Source organism: Trinickia sp., from assembly GCF_051954495.1.
Classification (GTDB): domain Bacteria; phylum Pseudomonadota; class Gammaproteobacteria; order Burkholderiales; family Burkholderiaceae; genus Trinickia.
Window position 1 is genome coordinate 32,390 of record NZ_JBQCHR010000052.1, and the last position, 17,908, is coordinate 50,297.

Annotated in this window: 16 protein-coding genes; 6 read left to right on the plus strand and 10 right to left on the minus strand. The window is 65.8% G+C overall.

The annotated features are described in order from the left end of the window. Nucleotides 1–73 precede the first annotated feature (73 nt). Together ACTHNR_RS08285 and ACTHNR_RS08290 are read left to right on the plus strand one after the other, a co-directional pair. Nucleotides 74–442 (plus strand): hypothetical protein, encoded by a 369-nt coding sequence (locus tag ACTHNR_RS08285; protein WP_440547095.1) that lies wholly within the window; start codon nucleotides 74–76, stop codon nucleotides 440–442. Nucleotides 443–446: 4 nt separating this feature from the next. After that, entirely contained in the window at nucleotides 447–968 is a 522-nt protein-coding gene (locus tag ACTHNR_RS08290) for a hypothetical protein (RefSeq protein ID WP_440547096.1), read from the plus strand. A gap of 53 nt (nucleotides 969–1,021) precedes the next feature. On the opposite strand, the gene ACTHNR_RS08295 is transcribed toward ACTHNR_RS08290, so the two are convergent. Then, nucleotides 1,022–2,332 carry an EAL and HDOD domain-containing protein gene (locus ACTHNR_RS08295; RefSeq protein WP_440547097.1) on the minus strand — a complete coding sequence of 437 codons (1,311 nt, stop codon included), beginning with the start codon at nucleotides 2,330–2,332 and terminating at the stop codon, nucleotides 1,022–1,024. Nucleotides 2,333–2,599: 267 nt separating this feature from the next. On the opposite strand from ACTHNR_RS08295, the gene ACTHNR_RS08300 reads away from it, so the two are divergent. Both ACTHNR_RS08300 and ACTHNR_RS08305 read left to right on the plus strand, forming a co-directional pair. Further along, nucleotides 2,600–4,432, plus strand: coding sequence for a putative bifunctional diguanylate cyclase/phosphodiesterase (locus ACTHNR_RS08300; RefSeq protein ID WP_440547098.1), 1,833 nt, complete (start codon nucleotides 2,600–2,602; stop codon nucleotides 4,430–4,432). A gap of 77 nt (nucleotides 4,433–4,509) precedes the next feature. Then, nucleotides 4,510–5,964 (plus strand): HDOD domain-containing protein, encoded by a 1,455-nt coding sequence (locus ACTHNR_RS08305; RefSeq protein ID WP_440547099.1) that lies wholly within the window; start codon nucleotides 4,510–4,512, stop codon nucleotides 5,962–5,964. Nucleotides 5,965–5,983: 19 nt separating this feature from the next. Here the strand turns inward: ACTHNR_RS08305 and ACTHNR_RS08310 are convergent, their stop codons facing one another. The 3 genes from ACTHNR_RS08310 to ACTHNR_RS08320 all read right to left on the minus strand — a co-directional run bounded on the left by ACTHNR_RS08310 (nucleotide 5,984) and on the right by ACTHNR_RS08320 (nucleotide 9,368). Next, nucleotides 5,984–7,315 (minus strand): EAL and HDOD domain-containing protein, encoded by a 1,332-nt coding sequence (locus tag ACTHNR_RS08310; RefSeq protein WP_440547151.1) that lies wholly within the window; start codon nucleotides 7,313–7,315, stop codon nucleotides 5,984–5,986. A gap of 174 nt (nucleotides 7,316–7,489) precedes the next feature. Further along, nucleotides 7,490–8,287, minus strand: coding sequence for an ABC transporter substrate-binding protein (locus ACTHNR_RS08315; RefSeq protein WP_440547100.1), 798 nt, complete (start codon nucleotides 8,285–8,287; stop codon nucleotides 7,490–7,492). Nucleotides 8,288–8,735: 448 nt separating this feature from the next. Continuing rightward, nucleotides 8,736–9,368: an FMN-dependent NADH-azoreductase gene (locus ACTHNR_RS08320; protein ID WP_440547101.1), complete on the minus strand. Its 633-nt coding sequence runs from the start codon at nucleotides 9,366–9,368 to the stop codon at nucleotides 8,736–8,738. Nucleotides 9,369–9,494: 126 nt separating this feature from the next. On the opposite strand from ACTHNR_RS08320, the gene ACTHNR_RS08325 reads away from it, so the two are divergent. Further along, nucleotides 9,495–10,334, plus strand: coding sequence for a LysR family transcriptional regulator (locus tag ACTHNR_RS08325; RefSeq protein ID WP_440547102.1), 840 nt, complete (start codon nucleotides 9,495–9,497; stop codon nucleotides 10,332–10,334). Nucleotides 10,335–10,426: 92 nt separating this feature from the next. Here the strand turns inward: ACTHNR_RS08325 and ACTHNR_RS08330 are convergent, their stop codons facing one another. After that, nucleotides 10,427–10,678, minus strand: coding sequence for a hypothetical protein (locus ACTHNR_RS08330; RefSeq protein WP_440547103.1), 252 nt, complete (start codon nucleotides 10,676–10,678; stop codon nucleotides 10,427–10,429). A 271-nt stretch (nucleotides 10,679–10,949) separates the two neighbouring features. Here ACTHNR_RS08330 and ACTHNR_RS08335 point away from each other — a divergent pair, with 271 nt between their 5' ends. After that, nucleotides 10,950–11,768: a hypothetical protein gene (locus ACTHNR_RS08335; protein ID WP_440547104.1), complete on the plus strand. Its 819-nt coding sequence runs from the start codon at nucleotides 10,950–10,952 to the stop codon at nucleotides 11,766–11,768. A gap of 48 nt (nucleotides 11,769–11,816) precedes the next feature. On the opposite strand, the gene astE is transcribed toward ACTHNR_RS08335, so the two are convergent. The 5 genes from astE to aruF are packed head-to-tail and all read right to left on the minus strand — an operon-like array spanning nucleotide 11,817 to nucleotide 17,898. Continuing rightward, nucleotides 11,817–12,890, minus strand: coding sequence for a succinylglutamate desuccinylase (gene astE, locus ACTHNR_RS08340; RefSeq protein WP_440547152.1), 1,074 nt, complete (start codon nucleotides 12,888–12,890; stop codon nucleotides 11,817–11,819). Between the two features lie 26 nt (nucleotides 12,891–12,916). Then, nucleotides 12,917–14,257, minus strand: coding sequence for an N-succinylarginine dihydrolase (gene astB / locus ACTHNR_RS08345; protein ID WP_440547105.1), 1,341 nt, complete (start codon nucleotides 14,255–14,257; stop codon nucleotides 12,917–12,919). A gap of 20 nt (nucleotides 14,258–14,277) precedes the next feature. Then, nucleotides 14,278–15,741, minus strand: coding sequence for a succinylglutamate-semialdehyde dehydrogenase (astD, locus tag ACTHNR_RS08350; protein ID WP_440547106.1), 1,464 nt, complete (start codon nucleotides 15,739–15,741; stop codon nucleotides 14,278–14,280). A gap of 13 nt (nucleotides 15,742–15,754) precedes the next feature. Further along, nucleotides 15,755–16,783: an arginine N-succinyltransferase gene (astA, locus tag ACTHNR_RS08355; protein ID WP_440547107.1), complete on the minus strand. Its 1,029-nt coding sequence runs from the start codon at nucleotides 16,781–16,783 to the stop codon at nucleotides 15,755–15,757. Beyond that, on the minus strand, nucleotides 16,780–17,898 hold the full coding sequence (gene aruF, locus ACTHNR_RS08360; RefSeq protein ID WP_440547153.1) for an arginine/ornithine succinyltransferase subunit alpha: 1,119 nt from the start codon (nucleotides 17,896–17,898) through the stop codon (nucleotides 16,780–16,782). Before aruF ends, astA begins: the two co-directional genes overlap by 4 nt. Nucleotides 17,899–17,908: the final 10 nt, after the last annotated feature.

The following is a 17,908-nucleotide window of genomic DNA, read 5'->3' on the forward strand; positions in this document are numbered from 1 at the left end:
CGCACCGATCGCCTAGCCTTGGGATAAGCGCCGCCGTGGGGGCGGCGCGCCTATTCGTGGAAAGGAGTGCATCGTGCGGCGGCTGAACGTTTCCCTCGCACTGGCCTGCGCGGCATGCCTGGCCGCCAGCGGCGCGGCCCAAGCGCACTGGCGCGTCGGCGTGTATATGGGCGGGCCCGCTTATCCGTATTACTATCCCGCCCCCGTCGTGCCCGCGCCCTATTATTACGCCCCCTATCCGCCGCCGGTCATGGTCGTCCCCGACCAGCCGGACACCACCTACATCGAACAGTCGCAAGAGGCCGGCGACCAGTCGGCCGCGCAACCCCCGCAGGGCACGTGGTGGTACTGCGACAAGACGAAGACCTACTACCCCTACGTCAAACAATGCGCGAGCGGCTGGCGTGAAGTGCCGGCCACTCCGCCCGCACCGAGGCGGTGACACCATGAACGTTCCTTCCGTGCGCCACCATGCGAAACGACGTGCGACATGGCTGCCGCTCGCGGCGCTTCTCGGCCTTGGCGCGTGCACCGTCATGCCGACCGGGCCGAGCGTCATGGCGCTGCCCGGCACCGGCAAGTCGTTCGATCAATTCCGCGCCGACGACTACAACTGCCGGCAATACGCCCTCGGGCAGGTCGGCGGCGTCAGCGCGAGCCAGGGTGCGACCGCGGCCGGGGTTGGCAGCGCGGCACTGGGCACCGCCGTCGGCGCGGCGGCGGGCGCCGCGTTCGGCGGCGGACGTGGGGCGGCCGTGGGCGCCGGCGCGGGGCTGCTGACGGGCGGCGCGATCGGTATGGGCGCCGCGCAAGGCTCGGCCTACGACATTCAGCGGCGCTACGATTTCGCCTACTTGCAGTGCATGTATGCGTCAGGCGAGCGCGTGCCGATGCCGGCCGGCGCGATCGATAATCAACCGCGGCGCTCCTACTACACGCCGCCGCCTCCCCCGCCGCCCGGTTATTGACGCGGATGCGCCGCGGTCCAGTCCGTCACGAGCGGCGTTTCGGCGCGCTCGGGTCACGCATGTTCGTGCGTGAGCGTCCAGGCCGCGGCCAGCAGGTTGATCTCGGCCACGACCGCCGGCGTCAGCGCCGCCAGCTCCGGATGCGCACCGCAGGCAGTACAGGCGCCCTGCCCCTGCTTGCCCGCTTCAGCCGCTTCCGCGATCGTCAGCAGCGCACCCAGCAAGCCCACGCGATGAGCAATCGCATCGCTTATTTCAGCAACCAGACCGATCGGAACCAGTGCATCGGCGGGCGCGGCTTCGCCGAGCAATACATGGACGAGGGAAAACACGCCCGTCATGAACGCGGCGTCGCCGAAACGCTCGTCGTCGGGCCGTACGCGGCTTGCCGCCAGCTCCATGAAGCGCGAGCGGGCGCCGGCGAGCTGGGCGAGCGGGTCCGTGCGCCAGGAAGCGTCGCCGCTCGAAGCGTAGAGCAGCAACTGCGCCCAGCGCGCGATCTGCCGCGTCCCGGCCGCAAGGATCGCCTCGCGCACGGAGGCAATCCGTCGCCCGAACCCGTACGCGCTGGAATTCACGAGCCGCAGAAGCTGCGTGACAACGTCGGGACTGCGTTTGAGTTCGAACTCGAGCTCGGTCAAAGGCGCATCCGAGGCAATGAGCGCCAGCATGCGCAGCAGCGATTGACGCGACGGATCGCCGCGCCGCGCCGAAAGCACCTGCGGCCGGGCGAAAAAATAGCCTTGAAACAGGTCGAAGCCGAGCTGCCGAGCCAGGGCATAGTCGTCGCGCGTCTCGATTTTTTCGGCGACGAGCGTCTTGCCCGCGGCCCGGACCGCTTCAGCCAGCGCCGGCAAGCGCGCGCGGTCCGCATGCAGAAAATCGACTTTGACGATGTCGATATGGGGCAACTGCGAGATCAACTCGTCGGAAAGGTCGACGATGTCGTCGAGCGCCACGCAAAAGCCCACGCGGCGAAGCAGGTCGATGCGCTCGATCACCGATGCGTCGACATGGACGGTCTCGAGTATCTCGAGCACGAATCGTTCGGGCGGCAACAGCAGCACTGCGTCGTCGAACAACATCTCTCGGCAGACGTTGATATAGCCCTGGTGCGATCCCAGCGTAGCGGATACGCCAATGCTGCACATCGCATTGACGACCACACGCGCGGTCGCCTGCGCATCGTCGTCGATCAGCGCGCGGTTGATGTTGCCGCCGCGGAACAAAAGTTCATAGGCCGCGAGGGTGCCCGCTCGCGTCAGGATCGGCTGGCGTCCCAAGTAGAGGCAATCGATTTCGCACTCGGCGCGCGCCGCGCAAGCGGTGTGAGCCTGCCCCCGTGCGATCGTGAATTCGGCCATGGATAGTCCAGCTTTCTTTAGAACGTCTGTCGGCCATTGTCCACAAAAAGCGCGGCCAGCGCATGTCGGGCCAATCCCGAGTCGATTTTCGCGTAAATCCGTAGCGCAAACCCTAAAGTATTCGTTCGCCGCGCCGATAATGCGTCCTGATGGGAGGCCAGGCGAGAAGCACACCCCGCGGCATGCTTGCGCGCTCGCCGAACGGTCCGGGGCATCGGCGTCAAGCCGGCCGGCCGCCCACTCGAACTCAGTCGGCAGCGAGAACGAATGCAAGCAAAAACAATCGGCGCATCGCGCCGCAGCGCCTGGCGCGCGGCCCTCGATCTGTTGCGCGGCCGCGCGGGAAGGCCTCGCGCGGCAACCGTCGCTCACGACGCCGGCGACGAAGGCAACGCGTTGAGCTTGCAGCTCGAACAAACCCTTGGCGCCGTGGATTTCCTTGCGCACGTCGACAGCGATCTGCGCTTTCTGTATGTGTCCGAAGCTAGCCTGCGCTTCATCGGCTACCGCCGCGAGTACCTGCAGACCGTCAGCCTTCACGAGCTCGTACCGAGCGGCGAAACGGCCCCGCTCGACGCACTGATTGCACGCGCGCGCGCGAGCGGCTGCGTGGAACGGGCCACGCTGCATCTGATGAAGTCGCTCACCTACCCGATCGCCGTGGAACTCCGCGTCGTTGCGAGCACGCATCAGGGCAAGCCCGGTTTCGCGATCAGCGCGTTCGACGTCTCCACCTGGCGCGCCAACGAAGAGCGCCTCATCTACGAGTTGCACAGCGACCGCATGACGGGCCTCTCGAACGGCCTTGCGCTGCGCGCCGCCGTCAAGCTCGCCCAGGACGACGCTGACAGCAACGGTACGGGCGTCGCGCTTTTGCTCCTCGATCTCGACGACTACCAGCGCGTAAACCGGGCGCTCGGATACGATGCGGGCGACGCGCTGCTCGGCGACACCGCTCGGCGCCTGGAAGCACTCGTCACACCGGACGAGACGCTCGCGCGCGTGACGAGCGACGAATTCGCGGTGCTCCTGCGCGCCGGCACCCGCGAGCAAGCCGCGGTCGCCGCCGAAGCACTCGGCCGGCGCTTCATGACCGCGGTGCAGCAACCGTACGCCGTCGACGGCCAGCCCGTGCACTTGTCGGCGAGCGTGGGTATCGCGCTGTATCCGGACCCCGCGCACGACGGCGGCGACGCGAGCTACCGGGAACAATTGCTGCGCCGCGCGGATCAAGCGCTCGCGCAGGCGAAGGCTTCGGGCAGCAACGCGCTCGCCTTCCATACGGCGCACGCCGACCCCGCGGACGCCGAACGCCTGAAGCTGGAAGCCGATCTGTACGACGGCGTGCGCAACGGCGAGTTCTCGCTGCACTTCCAACCGATCACGAGCAGCCTGACGGGCGGCGTAGTCGGCGTCGAAGCGCTGATTCGCTGGCACCATCCCGTACATGGCTTCGTGCCGCCGTCCACCTTCATCCCGCTCGCCGAATCGATCGGCCTCATCAATTACCTAGGCAACTGGGTGCTCAAGATCGCCTGCATGCAACTCGTGCGGTGGGAGAGCCAGGGCCTCGCCCTGCAATACGTCGCCGTCAATGTCTCGCCGCAGCAGTTCCGCGACCCGCGCTTCATCCAGAACGTGCGCGACGCCCTCGCCCTCACGGGCGTGAAGGCCGAGCGGCTCGTATTCGAGATCACCGAATCGCTGCTGATGCAAGACCCGGCCCACGCCACGCTCCTGCTGGAGCAATTGACCGCCATCGGCATCCGCTTCGCCGTCGACGATTTCGGCACCGGCTACTCGTCGCTGGCATATCTGCAACGGTTTCCCCTCGCAAAATTGAAGATCGACCGCAGTTTCGTCGAGAACCTGCTAACCTCTCGCAACGATCAAGCGATCGTGTCGGCGGTGGTCGGGCTCGCGCAGACGCTCGAACTCGAACTCGTGGCCGAAGGCGTCGAAACGGAAGCGCAGCGCCAGCTGCTGACGGCAATGGGGTGCGATCACATTCAGGGCTGGCTGGTCTGCAAGGCGCTGCCTTCGGACGAGCTCGCAAAGCGCTTCGAAGATCGCGTGCTGCACTTGCACGAGGCGGCATGAAGTAGCAGCCAAGAGAAGGCGCGCGCGATGTCGCGGCACTCAATATTAGACATGGGTATGGTTCGAACGAGATTCACATGGTAAAGGCGGCGGTGCTCGACAAGCTGTGGGCGCGCATGAGCGAACGCGGGGATTTTCCGATGCTGTCGCAGTCGCTGCGCACGACGATGGCCGCCATGAAGAACGACGATCTCGACTTCACGGGGCTCGTGCAGGTCGTCCTGTCGGATTTCGCCCTCACGCAGAAGGTGCTGCGCCTTGCCAATTCGGCCATGTACATGGCCTTCGGCGGCAACATCACGACGGTCACGCGCGCGCTCATGGTGCTCGGCATGGACGCCGTGGGCCATCTCGTCGTCGGGCTCAAGCTCGTCGACCATTTTCAGCACAGCGCCCCGCACCGCATCGACGCCAAACTCGAACTGAACCGGACGATGCTCTCGGGCTGCATGGCTCGCAAGCTCACCGAGGGCGGCGACTTGCGCGAAGGCGAGGAAGCCGTTGTCTGCACGCTCATGCGGCAGGTCGGCAAACTGCTCGTCGTCTTCTACCTCGAGACGGAATGGGAGCAGATTCGCCGGAAGGTCGCCGCCGAGAACCTCGACGAAACCGACGCCTGCACCGCCGTGCTCGGCGTGAGCTACGAGGAACTCGGGCAGGAAGCCGCCACGCGGTGGCGCCTGCCGGATACCATCCGCGAAGGCATGGGCACGTACGAACCCGAGGCCAAGGAATCGCATCAGGTTCAGTGGCTGCGCGCGGTCACCAATTACTCGACGGAAGTCGCCGACGCCCTAAGCGCGGCCGGCATGTCGGAGCATGGCCGCGAGGTGCGCATTGCCGAGCTCGCGCATCGCTATAGCCGCGCGCTCGCGGCGGACGCCACCGAACTCGCGGCGATGAGCGTCGCGCTCGCGCGCGAGGAAGCGGGCGAAGGTTTCATGCGCGAAATCAACGAGTTGCGCGCAAATGCCGATGCGATGGCACGCGCGGGCGTCGATGCCGAAGCCCGGATCGAGGCCGGACTGGAAGATCTGCGCGCGCTGCCTTCCGAGAATGCGCTCGCGCCCGTGCTGGCGCTGGCTTCCGAAACGGTGCTGGCCGGATTGAATTTCACGCGCACGGTGGTATTCGTGCGGCAAGCGTCGGGCGTCTTCAAAGCGCGACTCGGGTTCGGCCGTGAAGTCGAGCGCGCCCTGCCCTCGCTTTTCTTCAAGGAAGCGTTCGAGCCCGATGTGTTTCACCTCGCGATCGCCAACTCGGTCGGCATCTTCATCGAAAATGCGCGCGACCCGAAAATGATCGCCCGGCTGCCGCTTTGGTACAGGCATGCGTTCGACGATGCGCGCTCGTTCGTGCTGTTGCCCGTCGTCGCGCATCAGTCGACCGTTGCGCTGCTGTACGGCGATTGGTCGCTATCGGAAGAGCCGCGCAAGATTTCTCAAACACAGATGAGCGCGCTCAATGAGCTGGCGCGGGAACTCGGGCGCTTCTTCGCGCACGCGCCGGCTCGAGAAGTCGAGACGCTGTAGGCGGCGCCTCCCTCCCCGCTTATTCCTCGAAACGCTCGAGCCCCGCGTTGTCCTTGCTCTGATCGGCCGTGCTGGCCCAGGCGGCCGCAGTGATCGCAAGCTGGGCCAGCTCCGCCGACGTAAGCGGCGCGAGCGCCGCGCTCGCTCGATCGAGCGCATCCCAATCGCCGTGTTCAAGCGCCTCGATCGAGCTGAGCAGCGTGCCGAGTTGTCCTTCCCGACGCAAAATCGCCGCGCGAATGTGCGTGGCGAGCGTCAGCGCTTCAAGCGTATTTTCGAGCGTATCGCCGAACACGGCGTCGACGAGCGAGAACACGCCCGTCAAAAAAGCAGCGTCGATGACCTTGCGGTTGGCATGAGCAAGCCGCGCCGACGCCAGTTCCATGAAGCGCGCCCGCGTGGCCGCCAATTGTACGAGCGGGTCTTCCTCGAGCCGGACCTTGCGGCCGTCCGCGTACAACAGCAGTTGCGTCCAGCGCGCGATACGATTCGTCCCGGTCGCATTGATCGCATCGCGCAGCGTCGCGACCTTGCGGCCGATGCTCGCTTCGCCCGAATTGGCGAGGCGCATCAAGTGCATGACGAGCACAGGATTGAGCTTGAGTTCGGCCTCCAACTGGGCGACGCTCGGATCCGACGAGAGCAGCCGCAGCAGATTGAGCAAGGCCTGGCGCGGCGCATTGATGCGGCGCGCGCTCTGCTTGCTGCCACGCGCGAAGAAGTACCCTTGGAACAGATCGAAATGCAGCGCTTTCGCTTGCTCGAACGCCTCGTGCGTCTCGATGTTGAGCGCGATGAGCAGCTTCCCGGCCGATTTCAGCGCTTTGGTGAGCCGCTCGAGCAACTCGGGCGCCATGCGGGCCGGATCGATCTTGATCGCATAGGCGTAGGGCAACAGCTTGGCGAAGGCTTCGTCAGGCTGCCGCATGTCGTCGATGACGAAGCGATAGCGCTTCGCGTGCAAGGTGACGAGACGCGCGATGAGTTCAGGATCGACCGTTTGATTCGGGCAGATTTCCAGAAAGAACCGATCGGGAGCAAGCCGAGCAATAGCGTCGGAAAACAGCAGCGGTCGACCGACGTTCAAATAGCCGTGATGGCCGGCGAGCGCCGTGCGGACATCGCTTGCGCCGAGCGCGGCGAGCAGCTGTTCGGCCGCGGCATCCGCTTCACGCCTAGCGTCGGGCTCGTCTATTTCGGCGGGGGGCGCCTCGCGTAGATTCAGCTCGAAGCCGCGCAGCAGGCCGTCGCTGTCGACGATCGGCGCTCGCGCCGGATATTGCACTTGGCGGGTTTGCGCCGGATCCGATAGGCCGTCGGCACAAGCCAGGCCATGCGCCGAGTCGGTCATCGTCGACATCGCCCCTCTCCTATTTTTCTTGCAATTGGTCGCGCGACGCTGGTCTGACGTCTCTCTATTGCGCGCAATAAGCTGGGGCGATTATAACCGCAAACGTTGTCGGAAAATCCACGCGCGGCCCGGATTTCACCGCGCCGCGCTGGGTTCGCCGAACCGCCGGACGGCTTACTTCAGGACGACCTTCACGTCGAAATACTTGGCGGCGATCTTATCGATCGTGCCGTCGGCCTTGAGCGCCGCGAGCGCGCCGTTGAGCTTTTCGACGAGCGCCTTGTCGCCCTTGCGCACACCGTAGCCGACGCCCGATCCGAGCAGCTTTTGATCCGCGACGGTGGGACCGGCGAAGTCGAAGCCGGCGCCTTGCGGGCGCTTCAGGAAGCCCTTGGAGGCGGCTTCCGAATCCTGAAACGCCGCGTCGAGGCGTCCCGAGGCGAGATCGGCGTAGACCTGGTCCTGCGTCTGGTACGACACCACGTCGACGCCGGCCGTCGCCCACTTCGCCTTGGCGTACGTTTCTTGGATCGTGCCTTGCAGCACGCCCACGTGCTTGCCTTTCAGCGAGGCGACGCTCGGCTGCAAGCCGCTGCCCTTCTTTGCGATGAGCTGGTTGGGAATCGTGTAGATGGGATCGGTGAAGTCGATCGCGTGTTTGCGCTGATCGGTGATCGTCATATCGGAGTTGATCGCATCGAACTTGCGCGCTTGAAGGGCGGGAATCAGGCCGTCGAAGTCGTTTTCGACCCAGACGCATTTCACGGCCAGCTTCGCGCACACCGCGTTGCCGACATCGACGTCGAAGCCTTGCAACTGCCCGGTGGCCGTCTTCGATTCGAACGGCGCGTACGACGCCTCGAGGCCGAAGCGCAGTTCCTTCAGATCCGCCGCCGATACGCTGCCGGCCGCCGACACGCATGCGGCGGCGATGAGTGCGAGCGACACCTTCTTTCGCAAGTTCAGTTTCATTGAGATTGCATCCTTGACAGGGTTGATACCGAAGGGCGAGGCCCGGCGCGCATCGTGAGTGCGCCAAAAATGCGGTTCAATCGGCTGATGGCCGCTTGATGCACCGCACAAGCTCCGCCCGGGCCGGCATTGTACGGTGCGGGGGCGGATGGCGGAGGCGCCGCGCGCACCATCCGGCAAACGGCTCGTGTCGAATGGGCGGTGCGGAAGATGTAATTCGATGTCGCGCGGCTGCAAGGCACGGCTGAAGCGGGTTGTCCGGCTTGCTTCGATGTATGCGTGTGCGTATGTCGACGGAAAAGGGAGATGATTCGCTTAGGACTACTAACTTATCTGTCGCAACACATAAAGTTGACTCGGGACATGGATCCTGAGCATCGCGCGTGTCGGCGAAATGCGCGCAAGGCACGCCCCACGTGCCGATCCACGTTCGTAGGCCCGACGATATTCATCGCCGAGCCAGCGCCGCCGCAGCCGAACACGCCTCATCCCGCGCCGCCGCATCGACATCGGGCCCGAACAGCGTCTTTTCGACGATGATCGATTCGATGTCCTCGATCCCGACGAAGCGCAGCCAAGCCTCGAAGTACGGCTTTTGATGATCGAACGTCCGCGCGGGCGTCATCCCGTCTTTGCCGTAATCGAGCCCTCGGGCATAAACGACAACGGCGCGTTTGCCCGCCAACAGCCCGCCGAAACCGACCTGCGGATCGAACGAAAACAACACGTCCTTTTGCGACACCACATCGATGAAGTGCTTGAGCTTGTACGGAATCGAAAAATTCCACAGCGGCACGGAAAAGAGCAGCGTCTGCGCGTCATGCAACGGCTTGGCCAGCGCACGAATGTGGTCCCACGCCACCTGCTGCGACGGCGTCAACGAGGTGCCGTTGAGCCCCGCGTACTTGGCTTCCATTGCGTCGCCGTCGAACTCGGGCAGATGGGCCTGCCAAAGATCGAGTGTGTCGATCGACGCGCGGGGGTGCGAGAGGCGATAAGCGTCGACGAACGCACGAGCGGCTTCGAGGGAAGCCGAGCGCTTTTTGCGCGGCGACGCCTCGATGTGCAACAGATCGGCCATGTTTCCTTCCTCCTTCGTCAGTGGACAGTGCGCGGCGGCGTGGGATGAGTCGTATCTGAACATATTCGAATTTGAATTGAAAACGAAGTATTCTTATGTTATTCAATTCAAACCTCACTGAATGCCATGTTCGATTCGATCCTGCTCCGCTCGTTCGTGACCGTGGCGCAAGAAGGCAGCTTCACGCGCGCGGCTACGCGCCTGCACCTGACGCAGTCGGCCGTCAGCGCGCATCTGCGCCGGTTGGAGGAACAGGCGGGCAGCCCGCTCGTCACGCGCACGACGCGCGCGCTTTCGCTCACGCCCAACGGGGAGGTGCTGCTCGGCTATGCGCGCGCCATCCTCGCGCTCAATCGCGACGCCCATGAGCGCTTGCACCGTTCGGCGGCGAGCGGGATCGTTCGAATCGGCTTGTCGGAGGATTTCGCGCAGCCGCGCGTGATGAAGCGGTTGCATGCGTTCGGGCTCAGACACCCGAGCCTCGCGCTCGATTTGACCATCGGCATTCCGGGCACGCTGCTGCACGCGATGGATCGCGGCGAACTCGACTTCGTGATGGGGGGGCGGTGTCATGACGATCGGCCGGGGCGCGCTTTGTGGCGCGAGCCGCTCGTGTGGACCGCCGCGTCATGGCTCACGATCGACCCCGCGTTGCCGTTGCCGCTCGCCGTCTTTCCGGAGCCCTGCCCTTACCGAGAGGCGGCGTTGGCCGCGCTGGCGCACGCCGGCCTCGATTACCGCATCGCGGTGGTCGGTCCGAGCAGCGGCGGCGTTCACGCGGCCGTCCAGGCAGGGCTTGGCGTCACGCCGATGCCGAAGAGCCGCGTCGACCACACGCTAGCCGTCGTTCAAGATACTGCGGGATTGCCTGCGCTGCCGGATGTCGAGTTCGCCCTCTTTGGCGCGGCGAGTCCCGCCCCGCTCGTCGACGAGCTCTGCGAGGCGGCAAGGCGGGATTGGGGGTAATACGAGATTGCCCGAGCGACAGGCGAGAAGCGGGAAGACGGGGTACTGGCGAATGCGGAGCCGGCTCGACCGGCCGGCGGAGCATGCACCGCCTACCGGTCGCTCGCCCGCACGCAGCACATGGCCGGACGTGCATCCGTGGGCGGGAAGACGCACCACGAGCCGTCGCCGTGGCGGAACAGAAAGAGCGCGCGCGGCCCGCTCGTTGCTTGCGCTTCGATGCAAACGTAGCGCGCGCGGTTGCTGCTCATACGGCCCGTGCGAAGCACGCGCGCGGGCTTTGACACCGTGGGCGCGAGCCATTTGTCCACCAACGCGCGCAGGCTGATCTTTTCCGCACCCATCGCTCACCTCCTGAAACGTCGGGTGGGCCCGGCGCCGATTGCGTTCGCCGAACCCTTGAACACAGTATCGGCACCGGCGTCGAAGATAAAAATCAGCGGCGGCCGAGAATCGCGTCAAGCGTCGCCGCAACATGTCGGACGAGGACTACAGCGCGCGTGGTCGAGTGCGAAGTCGCCCAAAGCGGCGGGGCATCGTTGAGGGCGGTCAATCGCATTTCATCGCCGAGCGCCTATGCTTGAGGGTAGGAACGTTGCGCGCAGGGAGAAGGTCATGATCGCAAGAACCGTCGTCGTGCTCGCCGTGGCGGGACTCGCGGGCGTGTCGTCGATCGCCGCGCATGCGCAGGAGCGCGAGCCGCGCGGTCACGAATCGGCGCGCGGCCCAAGCGCCGCGCCGGTGCAGGGCCCCGGAGCGGCAGGGCCAGGTGCACCCATGGTGCAAGGTGGAGGGCGTGTCGGGCAAGCGCAGGCGCCCAGAGCGCCGGGGCCGGGCCCAGGGCCGGGTCCTGGTCCCGCCGGCGGCGCGATGCCTGGTCACGGTCCACAGGCGCCCGCATTCGGGCAGCGGCCCATGGGACAAGCCCAGGTTCCCGCGCCCGTCCCTGCTCCGAGACCGCCCGCCGGGCCATCCGCCAGGCCCGAGTATGGGCATCACCCCATGGGTCAAGTGCCGGCGCCAGCCGGGCGACAGCCGCGCGGTTCGCCCGGAGCGCCGCAGTTCGACAACCGGCCCCACCCTGAACCCCGCGCCCCGATCGCTCAAGCGCCGCGAGCCTATGGCGCCGTCCCCGCCCCCTATCGCGGCGACATTCATCGTTTCGTCGATCGCGATGCACGTGTGTGGCGCGGCGGCCGATGGCATCATTCCCATCACGGCGGCCGCTTCGGCTGGTGGTGGGTCGTGGGCGGCTTGTGGTACTTCTACCCGCAGCCTGTCTATCCGTACCCTGACCCGTTCGCACCGGGCGACGTCATCTACGAACAGGATTCGGCCGACGAATACTGGTACTACTGCGAATCGGCGGGTCAATACTATCCGTATGTGACTCAATGTCCGGAAGGCTGGCAAGCCGTCATTCCGGAGCAATAAGAGGCAGGACGGGCCGGGGCGCCCCTGCGCGCGGCTCCGGCTCGCGGCTCAGGGCGCGAGCGCAGCCAGCGTTTCGCGCGTCGTTTCGACGACGCTCAACCCCGCGCGCAAGCCGGGCTTGACCGTGCGGTTCGGAAACACGATCCGTTCCTCGTCGTGGGTGACCGCGTAAGCATAGTCGCCGTCGCGCGCGAGCACGGTCCCCTTCGAAAAGGGCGTGAAGTTCGCAATATCGTCCGCCATCAAAAGCTCGAACGCTTCGCTGTGCTTCGTGATTTGGCCGATGACGGTGAACACGCGCGGCATGGGCGGCATAGCCTGCGATTGGGCGCCGCGCTCGGCGTCGTCCGCTCGATGAAGCCCACCGGCAATAAGGGCTCGCACACCCTCGTCCGCTCCGGCGAAACGCGACAAGTCGTTCTCACCGAATGGCCGCACCTTCCCGAGTTCAAGCGTGCAAGCGTTCGCGCCGAACGTTTCGGCTGCGTAGTGCGTATAAGTCGTACCCTTCGCCGTGTGCAGCAGCACCGCCTCGATGCGTGCGAGCGCGAGCCATTCGAACATCGCGCGCGACGGCGCGGCCCCCGTATACGGCAATAATGCGAAGCGCTCGAATACCGACGCGCGAATCGCCGTGTGCATGTCGATGTGCCATCGCATGTTCGCCGCATCGTCGGCTTCGGCGAAAAAGCGTCGCGCCGCCGCTTCGAGCGCCCTCGCCCTCGGCGCCTCGCGGCTCTCTGGCATACGCGCATGGCGGCCGCAGAAAAGCCGGTTCAAGTCGTCGTCGATGTAGCGACGGCCCGCGCGCATCGCGGCTACGTTGCCGAGCACGATTGCGAGCCGGCACGCAAGCGGCGCGCTGCCCGTCGCGATATCGGCAACCATCTTCGAAAGCAATTCGATCGGCGCCGTTTCATCGCCATGCACGCCGGCGGACACGAATACGCTCGGCATCGAGCCGCCGCCGGGCGACGCTGCCGGCGCCAGTTCGAGCACCCCTTCGTCGAGCCATTCGAACCGAACGCCGCTCGCGCACTCGCCGCTCGCATCCGCCGCTGCGGGGCGCGCACCGCCCAGCGTATAGGCCAGAAAATCGGCGAGCATCGGAGGGACGGGCATCGCAGCGTCTGAACTCATCGCTCGACTCAACGCTGGAAATCGTAGAGCGAACCAAGCCCGAGGATCTGCGTCAGTTCGTCCAGCGCCGTGCGCGACTCGACGAGCAAACTCGGATCGGCGAGATCGGCCGGCGAAAGCCGATCGCGATAATGCTTCGCGATCCAGGCATCGAGCCGAGCGAACAGCGCATCGTCGATCCAAACACCTGGATTCACCGCCTCACGCTCGGCTTCGTTCAACACGACGCGCAACCGCAGGCAAGCGGGCCCGCCGCCGTTCTTCATGCTTTCGCGCAAATCGAAGACCAGCAGATCGTCGATCGGCCCCGATCCGCTGACGAGATCGTCGAGATACGCCCAGACGCGCGGGTTCTCGCGGCATTCCTGCGGCACCACGAGCACGTCGCGGCCGTCGGGACGCGTCAGCAATTGGCTGTTGAACAGATAGGACGTGACCGCATCGGATACGCTCACGCGCGCATCCGGCACCTCGATGACGTTCAGCTGCGCGCCCATCGTCGATAGTTGCGCGCGCAACTGATCGTACACGGCGCTTTGCTCGACGAATGCACGCTGATGGCAAAAGAGCGTTTGCCGATTGCCGACCGCGATGACGTCATTGTGGAACACGCCCGCATCGATGACATCGGGGCTCTGTTGCGCGTAAACCGTGCCGGACTCGGCGAGCCCGTGGCGCTGCGCGATGGCGCGGCTCGCTTCGAACGTCTGACGCGCGGGATAGCGTACGGGTTCCGGCCCGCGCCGGTATTCGCTGCGCCCATACACGAAGAACTCGACGCCGCGCTCGCCGTACTGCGAGCAAAACCGCGTGTGGTTGGCGGCGCCTTCGTCGCCGAGCGCCGGTGTGCCGGGTAGCGCTTCGTGCACGGCGTAACGCGTCGGATCGGCGAAAATCGCCTGCAGCGTGCGCCGCGTCGCTTCGTGTTCGATCGCGCGGTGCAGCTTGCTCGTGAGATTGGCCGGCGTGAAGTGCACGCGCCCATCGTCCGTATCGGCCGACGGGCTCACCGTCGCCGCATTGGCGGTCCACATGGCCGATGCCGAGCTGGCCGCGGCGAGCAGTTCGGGGGCATCCTTCGCCGCGCGCTCGATGACCTTCGACTCGGAGCCCGAAAAACCGAGCTCGCGCAACAGCCGCAGCGACGGCCGCTCCTGCGGCGGCAGCACGCCTTGCAAAAAGCCCAGATCGGCAAGCTGTTTCATCTTGCGCAGACCTTGCTTGGCGGCGGCGAGCGGATTGGCGATCGATTTCTCGTTCGTCTGCGACGCGACGTTCCCGAACGAAAGCCCAGCATAGTTGTGCGTCGGGCCTACGAGTCCGTCGAAATTGGCTTCCCGTGCTTGCATCGTCGATCCTTGCTCGATCCTTAGAATTGAAGACCCGGCGAAACGCTCGCGGGCATCGTGAGTTGCGCGCTTTCGACCGAGGCCATCGGATAGGCGCAGTAATCGGCCGCGTAGTAGGCGCTCGGCCGATGATTGCCCGATCGGCCCGTGCCGCCGAACGGAGCCGCCGAGGAAGCGCCGTTCGTCGGGCGGTTCCAATTGACGATGCCGGCGCGAATCGTGCGATGAAACCGCGTCCACAGCGCCTCGTCGTCGGCCAGCAGGCCCGCCGATAAACCATAGGCCGTATCGTTCGAGCGCGCGATCGCTTCGTCGAAATCGGCATAGCGGACGATCTGCGCGAGCGGGCCGAAGTGTTCTTCGTCGGGTAGATCGGCGACTTCGCTGACGTCGAGGATCGCGGGGCTCACCAAGCCCAGGTGCTCGTCGCGCTGTGTCATCGCCAAGATAGGCCGCGCGCCGGCCGCGACGAGGCGTGCTTGCGCCGCCACCAGCGTCGCCGCGGCCTTCGCCGACACGACCGCGCCCATGAACGGTTGCGGGTCGGCATCGTAAAGCCCATAGGCGATACGCGCGCTCACCTGCGTGAGACGTTCGAGGAAACGATCGCCGAACGCGTCGCGCGGCACGAAAATGCGGCGCGCGCAGGTACAGCGCTGCCCTGCCGATAGATACGCCGATTGAATCGTGTGATGCACGGCCGCGTCCATATCCTCGACGTGCGCCACCACGAGCGGATTGTTGCCGCCCATCTCGAGCGCGAGGACGATTTCGGGCCGCCCGCCAAACTGCTTGTGCAGCAGTGTTCCGGTGCCCGAGCTGCCCGTGAAGAACAGCCCGTCGATCTGTCGATGATTGGCGAGCGCGACGCCCGTATCCTTCTCGCCCTGCACGAGATTGAGCACGCCCGCCGGCAACCCGGCCTGGCGCCAGAGTTCCACAGTCGCGCGCGCCACGCCGGGAGCGAGCTCCGAGGGCTTGAACACGACGGCGTTGCCCGCGATCAGCGCCGGCACGATGTGGCCGTTCGGCAAATGGCCCGGAAAATTGTAGGGGCCGAACACCGCGACGACGCCGTGGGGACGATGCCGCAGAACCGCCGTGCCGTCGGCCATCGCCGTGCGCTTTTCGCCGGTGCGCTCGTGATACGCGGTGATCGAAATTTCGACCTTCGCGGCCATCGCGGCCACCTCGGTGCGCGCCTCCCACAAGGGCTTGCCCGTCTCGCGGCCGATCGCGTGCGCCAACGCTTCCTTGCCGTCGGTCAGCAATGCCGCGAAGCGCCGCACGATTTCGACGCGCGCGTCGAACGGCATGGCGGACCAAGCGCCGAATGCGCGGCGCGCGCTCGCCACCGCGCGATCGACGTCGGCGGCCGACGCGCCCTTGCCCTCCCACACCACGCCGCCCGTGCCCGGATTGCGCGAAACGAAAGCCGGGCCGCCGCCCTCGCACCACTGCCCATCGATGAAAAGTTCGCTCATGTTCTATCGATCCTTACTGATTCTTTTTGCTCAGCGCCAGCACGCGCACGAGGTCGCCTTCGCCAACTTCGAGCGCCGCGGCGTCGTCGGCCGAAAGCCGCATGGCACCGCCCTCGACCACGCCCGGCGCGACGCCCACCCGAAACCCGGCCAGCGACGTGTTCGAAACGAGCGAGCGTGCGCCTTCGCTACCTTCGACCGCGCCGATCGCGACCGGCGCGAGCACACTCTCGCGCACCGTGCGCAGATCGTTGACGTGGCATTCGAGCACAGGGCCCGCGTCGAAAATGTCGACATGGTTCTGATACCGAAGCCCCTCGGCTTCGAGCATCTTGCGCGCCGGCGCGGTATCGCGATGCGTGAGGCCGATGACCGCCTGCGCCTCCTGCGGCAGCAAATCGGCGTAGACGGGATAGCGCGGCATCAGCTCGGCAAGGAACGACTTGCGCCCATGCGCGCTCAGATAATCGGCCGCGTTGAAATCGATCTGGTAGAAGTGCGAACCCACCGCGCGCCAGAACGGCGACGTGCCGTCGGCGTCGAAGTGGCCTCGCAACTCGGCGCACAGCCGCTCGGGGAAGCGTTCGCGGAACTGCGCGATGAACATGAAGCGCGAACGCGAGAGCAAACCGCCGACGCCGTGCGCTCGGTAGCGCGGCGACAAAAACAGCGAGCACACTTCCGCATAGCCCGTAAGATCGTGCGAGATGTTCAGCAGCGACATCTTCGTCCAGACCCCGAGCTCTTGGCTCGCATGCACGACCGTGCTCACACGGTAGTTGTAGAACGGCTGCTCAAGGCCGACCTGCACCTCGATGCCGCACACACCCGCGACATCGCGCGTGGCCGTGTCTTCCATGACGAAGAAGTAGCCGGCCTCGTGTGCGGCCGCGCGTCCTTCCATCGTTTTGCCCGCCCGGCCGATGCGCGCGGCCAGCGCGTCGCGGTCGGGCTTGAAGGTCGTCAGCCCCGGGCCCGTTTCCTGAGCGAGCGAAACGAGCGCATCGAGGTCGTCTGTCTTGACGGCGCGAACGACGATCATCGCCGATCTCCCGATTGTTGAGTCGAATAAGCGGCGGGGTAAGCCGTGTCGGCCCGCTCGTCCTGTGCCTGCGCCGCGCCGCGATGCAGCGGTACGCAGCGCACGACATCGCCGTGCACGGCGTCGAGCGCGGCGCGCGCATGAGCGCCGAGCGGCGCGTCTTCGCCTCGCTCGCGCGGCAGTTCGGCCAGCACGCAGCGGAATTCGCCTTCGCGGTTGCTCGCCACCAAGTACGCGCGCGAATCGTGCACCGCGGCGGCCGCGCCTTCGCTGGCCTCGCGCACGGTGCGCGTTTCGTTGAACGTCACGCAGGCGCTGCGATCGACTTGGGCCGTCAGCACCGGGCCCGCGTCGAAGATATCGACGAAACGATCGGGCTCGAAGCCTTCCTCGAGATGAATGTCGTACGAGAGCAGCGCTTTTTCGTTCGGTTCGCCGATCACGCGCTGCGCCGCTTCAGGCAGCAGCGGCACGTAGATCGGATAAGTCGGCATGACCTCGGCGATGAACGTGCGGCTGCGCCCGCCCGAGGCGATTTCGATCTGCGTGAAATCGCGGGCGAAGAACTTGCGTCCCACCGCGTCCCAGAACGGCGATGCGCCGGCCTCGTCGGTTACCCCGAGCAGCAGCGAGAACACCTCGGGCGTGAAACGCCGCCGGTTCGCCGCGATGTACATCATCCGCGCGCGCGACAGCAGGTGAGCGGCCGCGTCGCCCCTGAGCGCGGGGTCGATATAGAACCCCGCGAGCCGGCTCTTGCCCGTCAGTTCGTGCGACATCGTCAGCGCGTGGATCTTGCGGTTGACGTGCAACTCGCGCGACGCGTGGATCAGCGCATCGTTGCGAAAGACGTAGAAGGGCTCGGCGTAGCCGGCCGCGGCGACGATGCTCGCGGTCCCGAGCAGCTTGCCGGTCGCGCCATCCTCGAGCACGAAGAGATAGAACTCCTCGCCCGGAAAATCGACGTCGGCGCGAAACGAGTCTTCCGAAAGCGCGACGCGCGCTTCCAGTTCGCGCCGGTCGTGCGGCAGCGAATGCAGCACGGGACGCGCGGTTCGCGCCATGTGCGCGAGCGCATCGAGATCGGAAAGCCTTCCGGGGCGTACGAAGAGCATCATCGTTTCC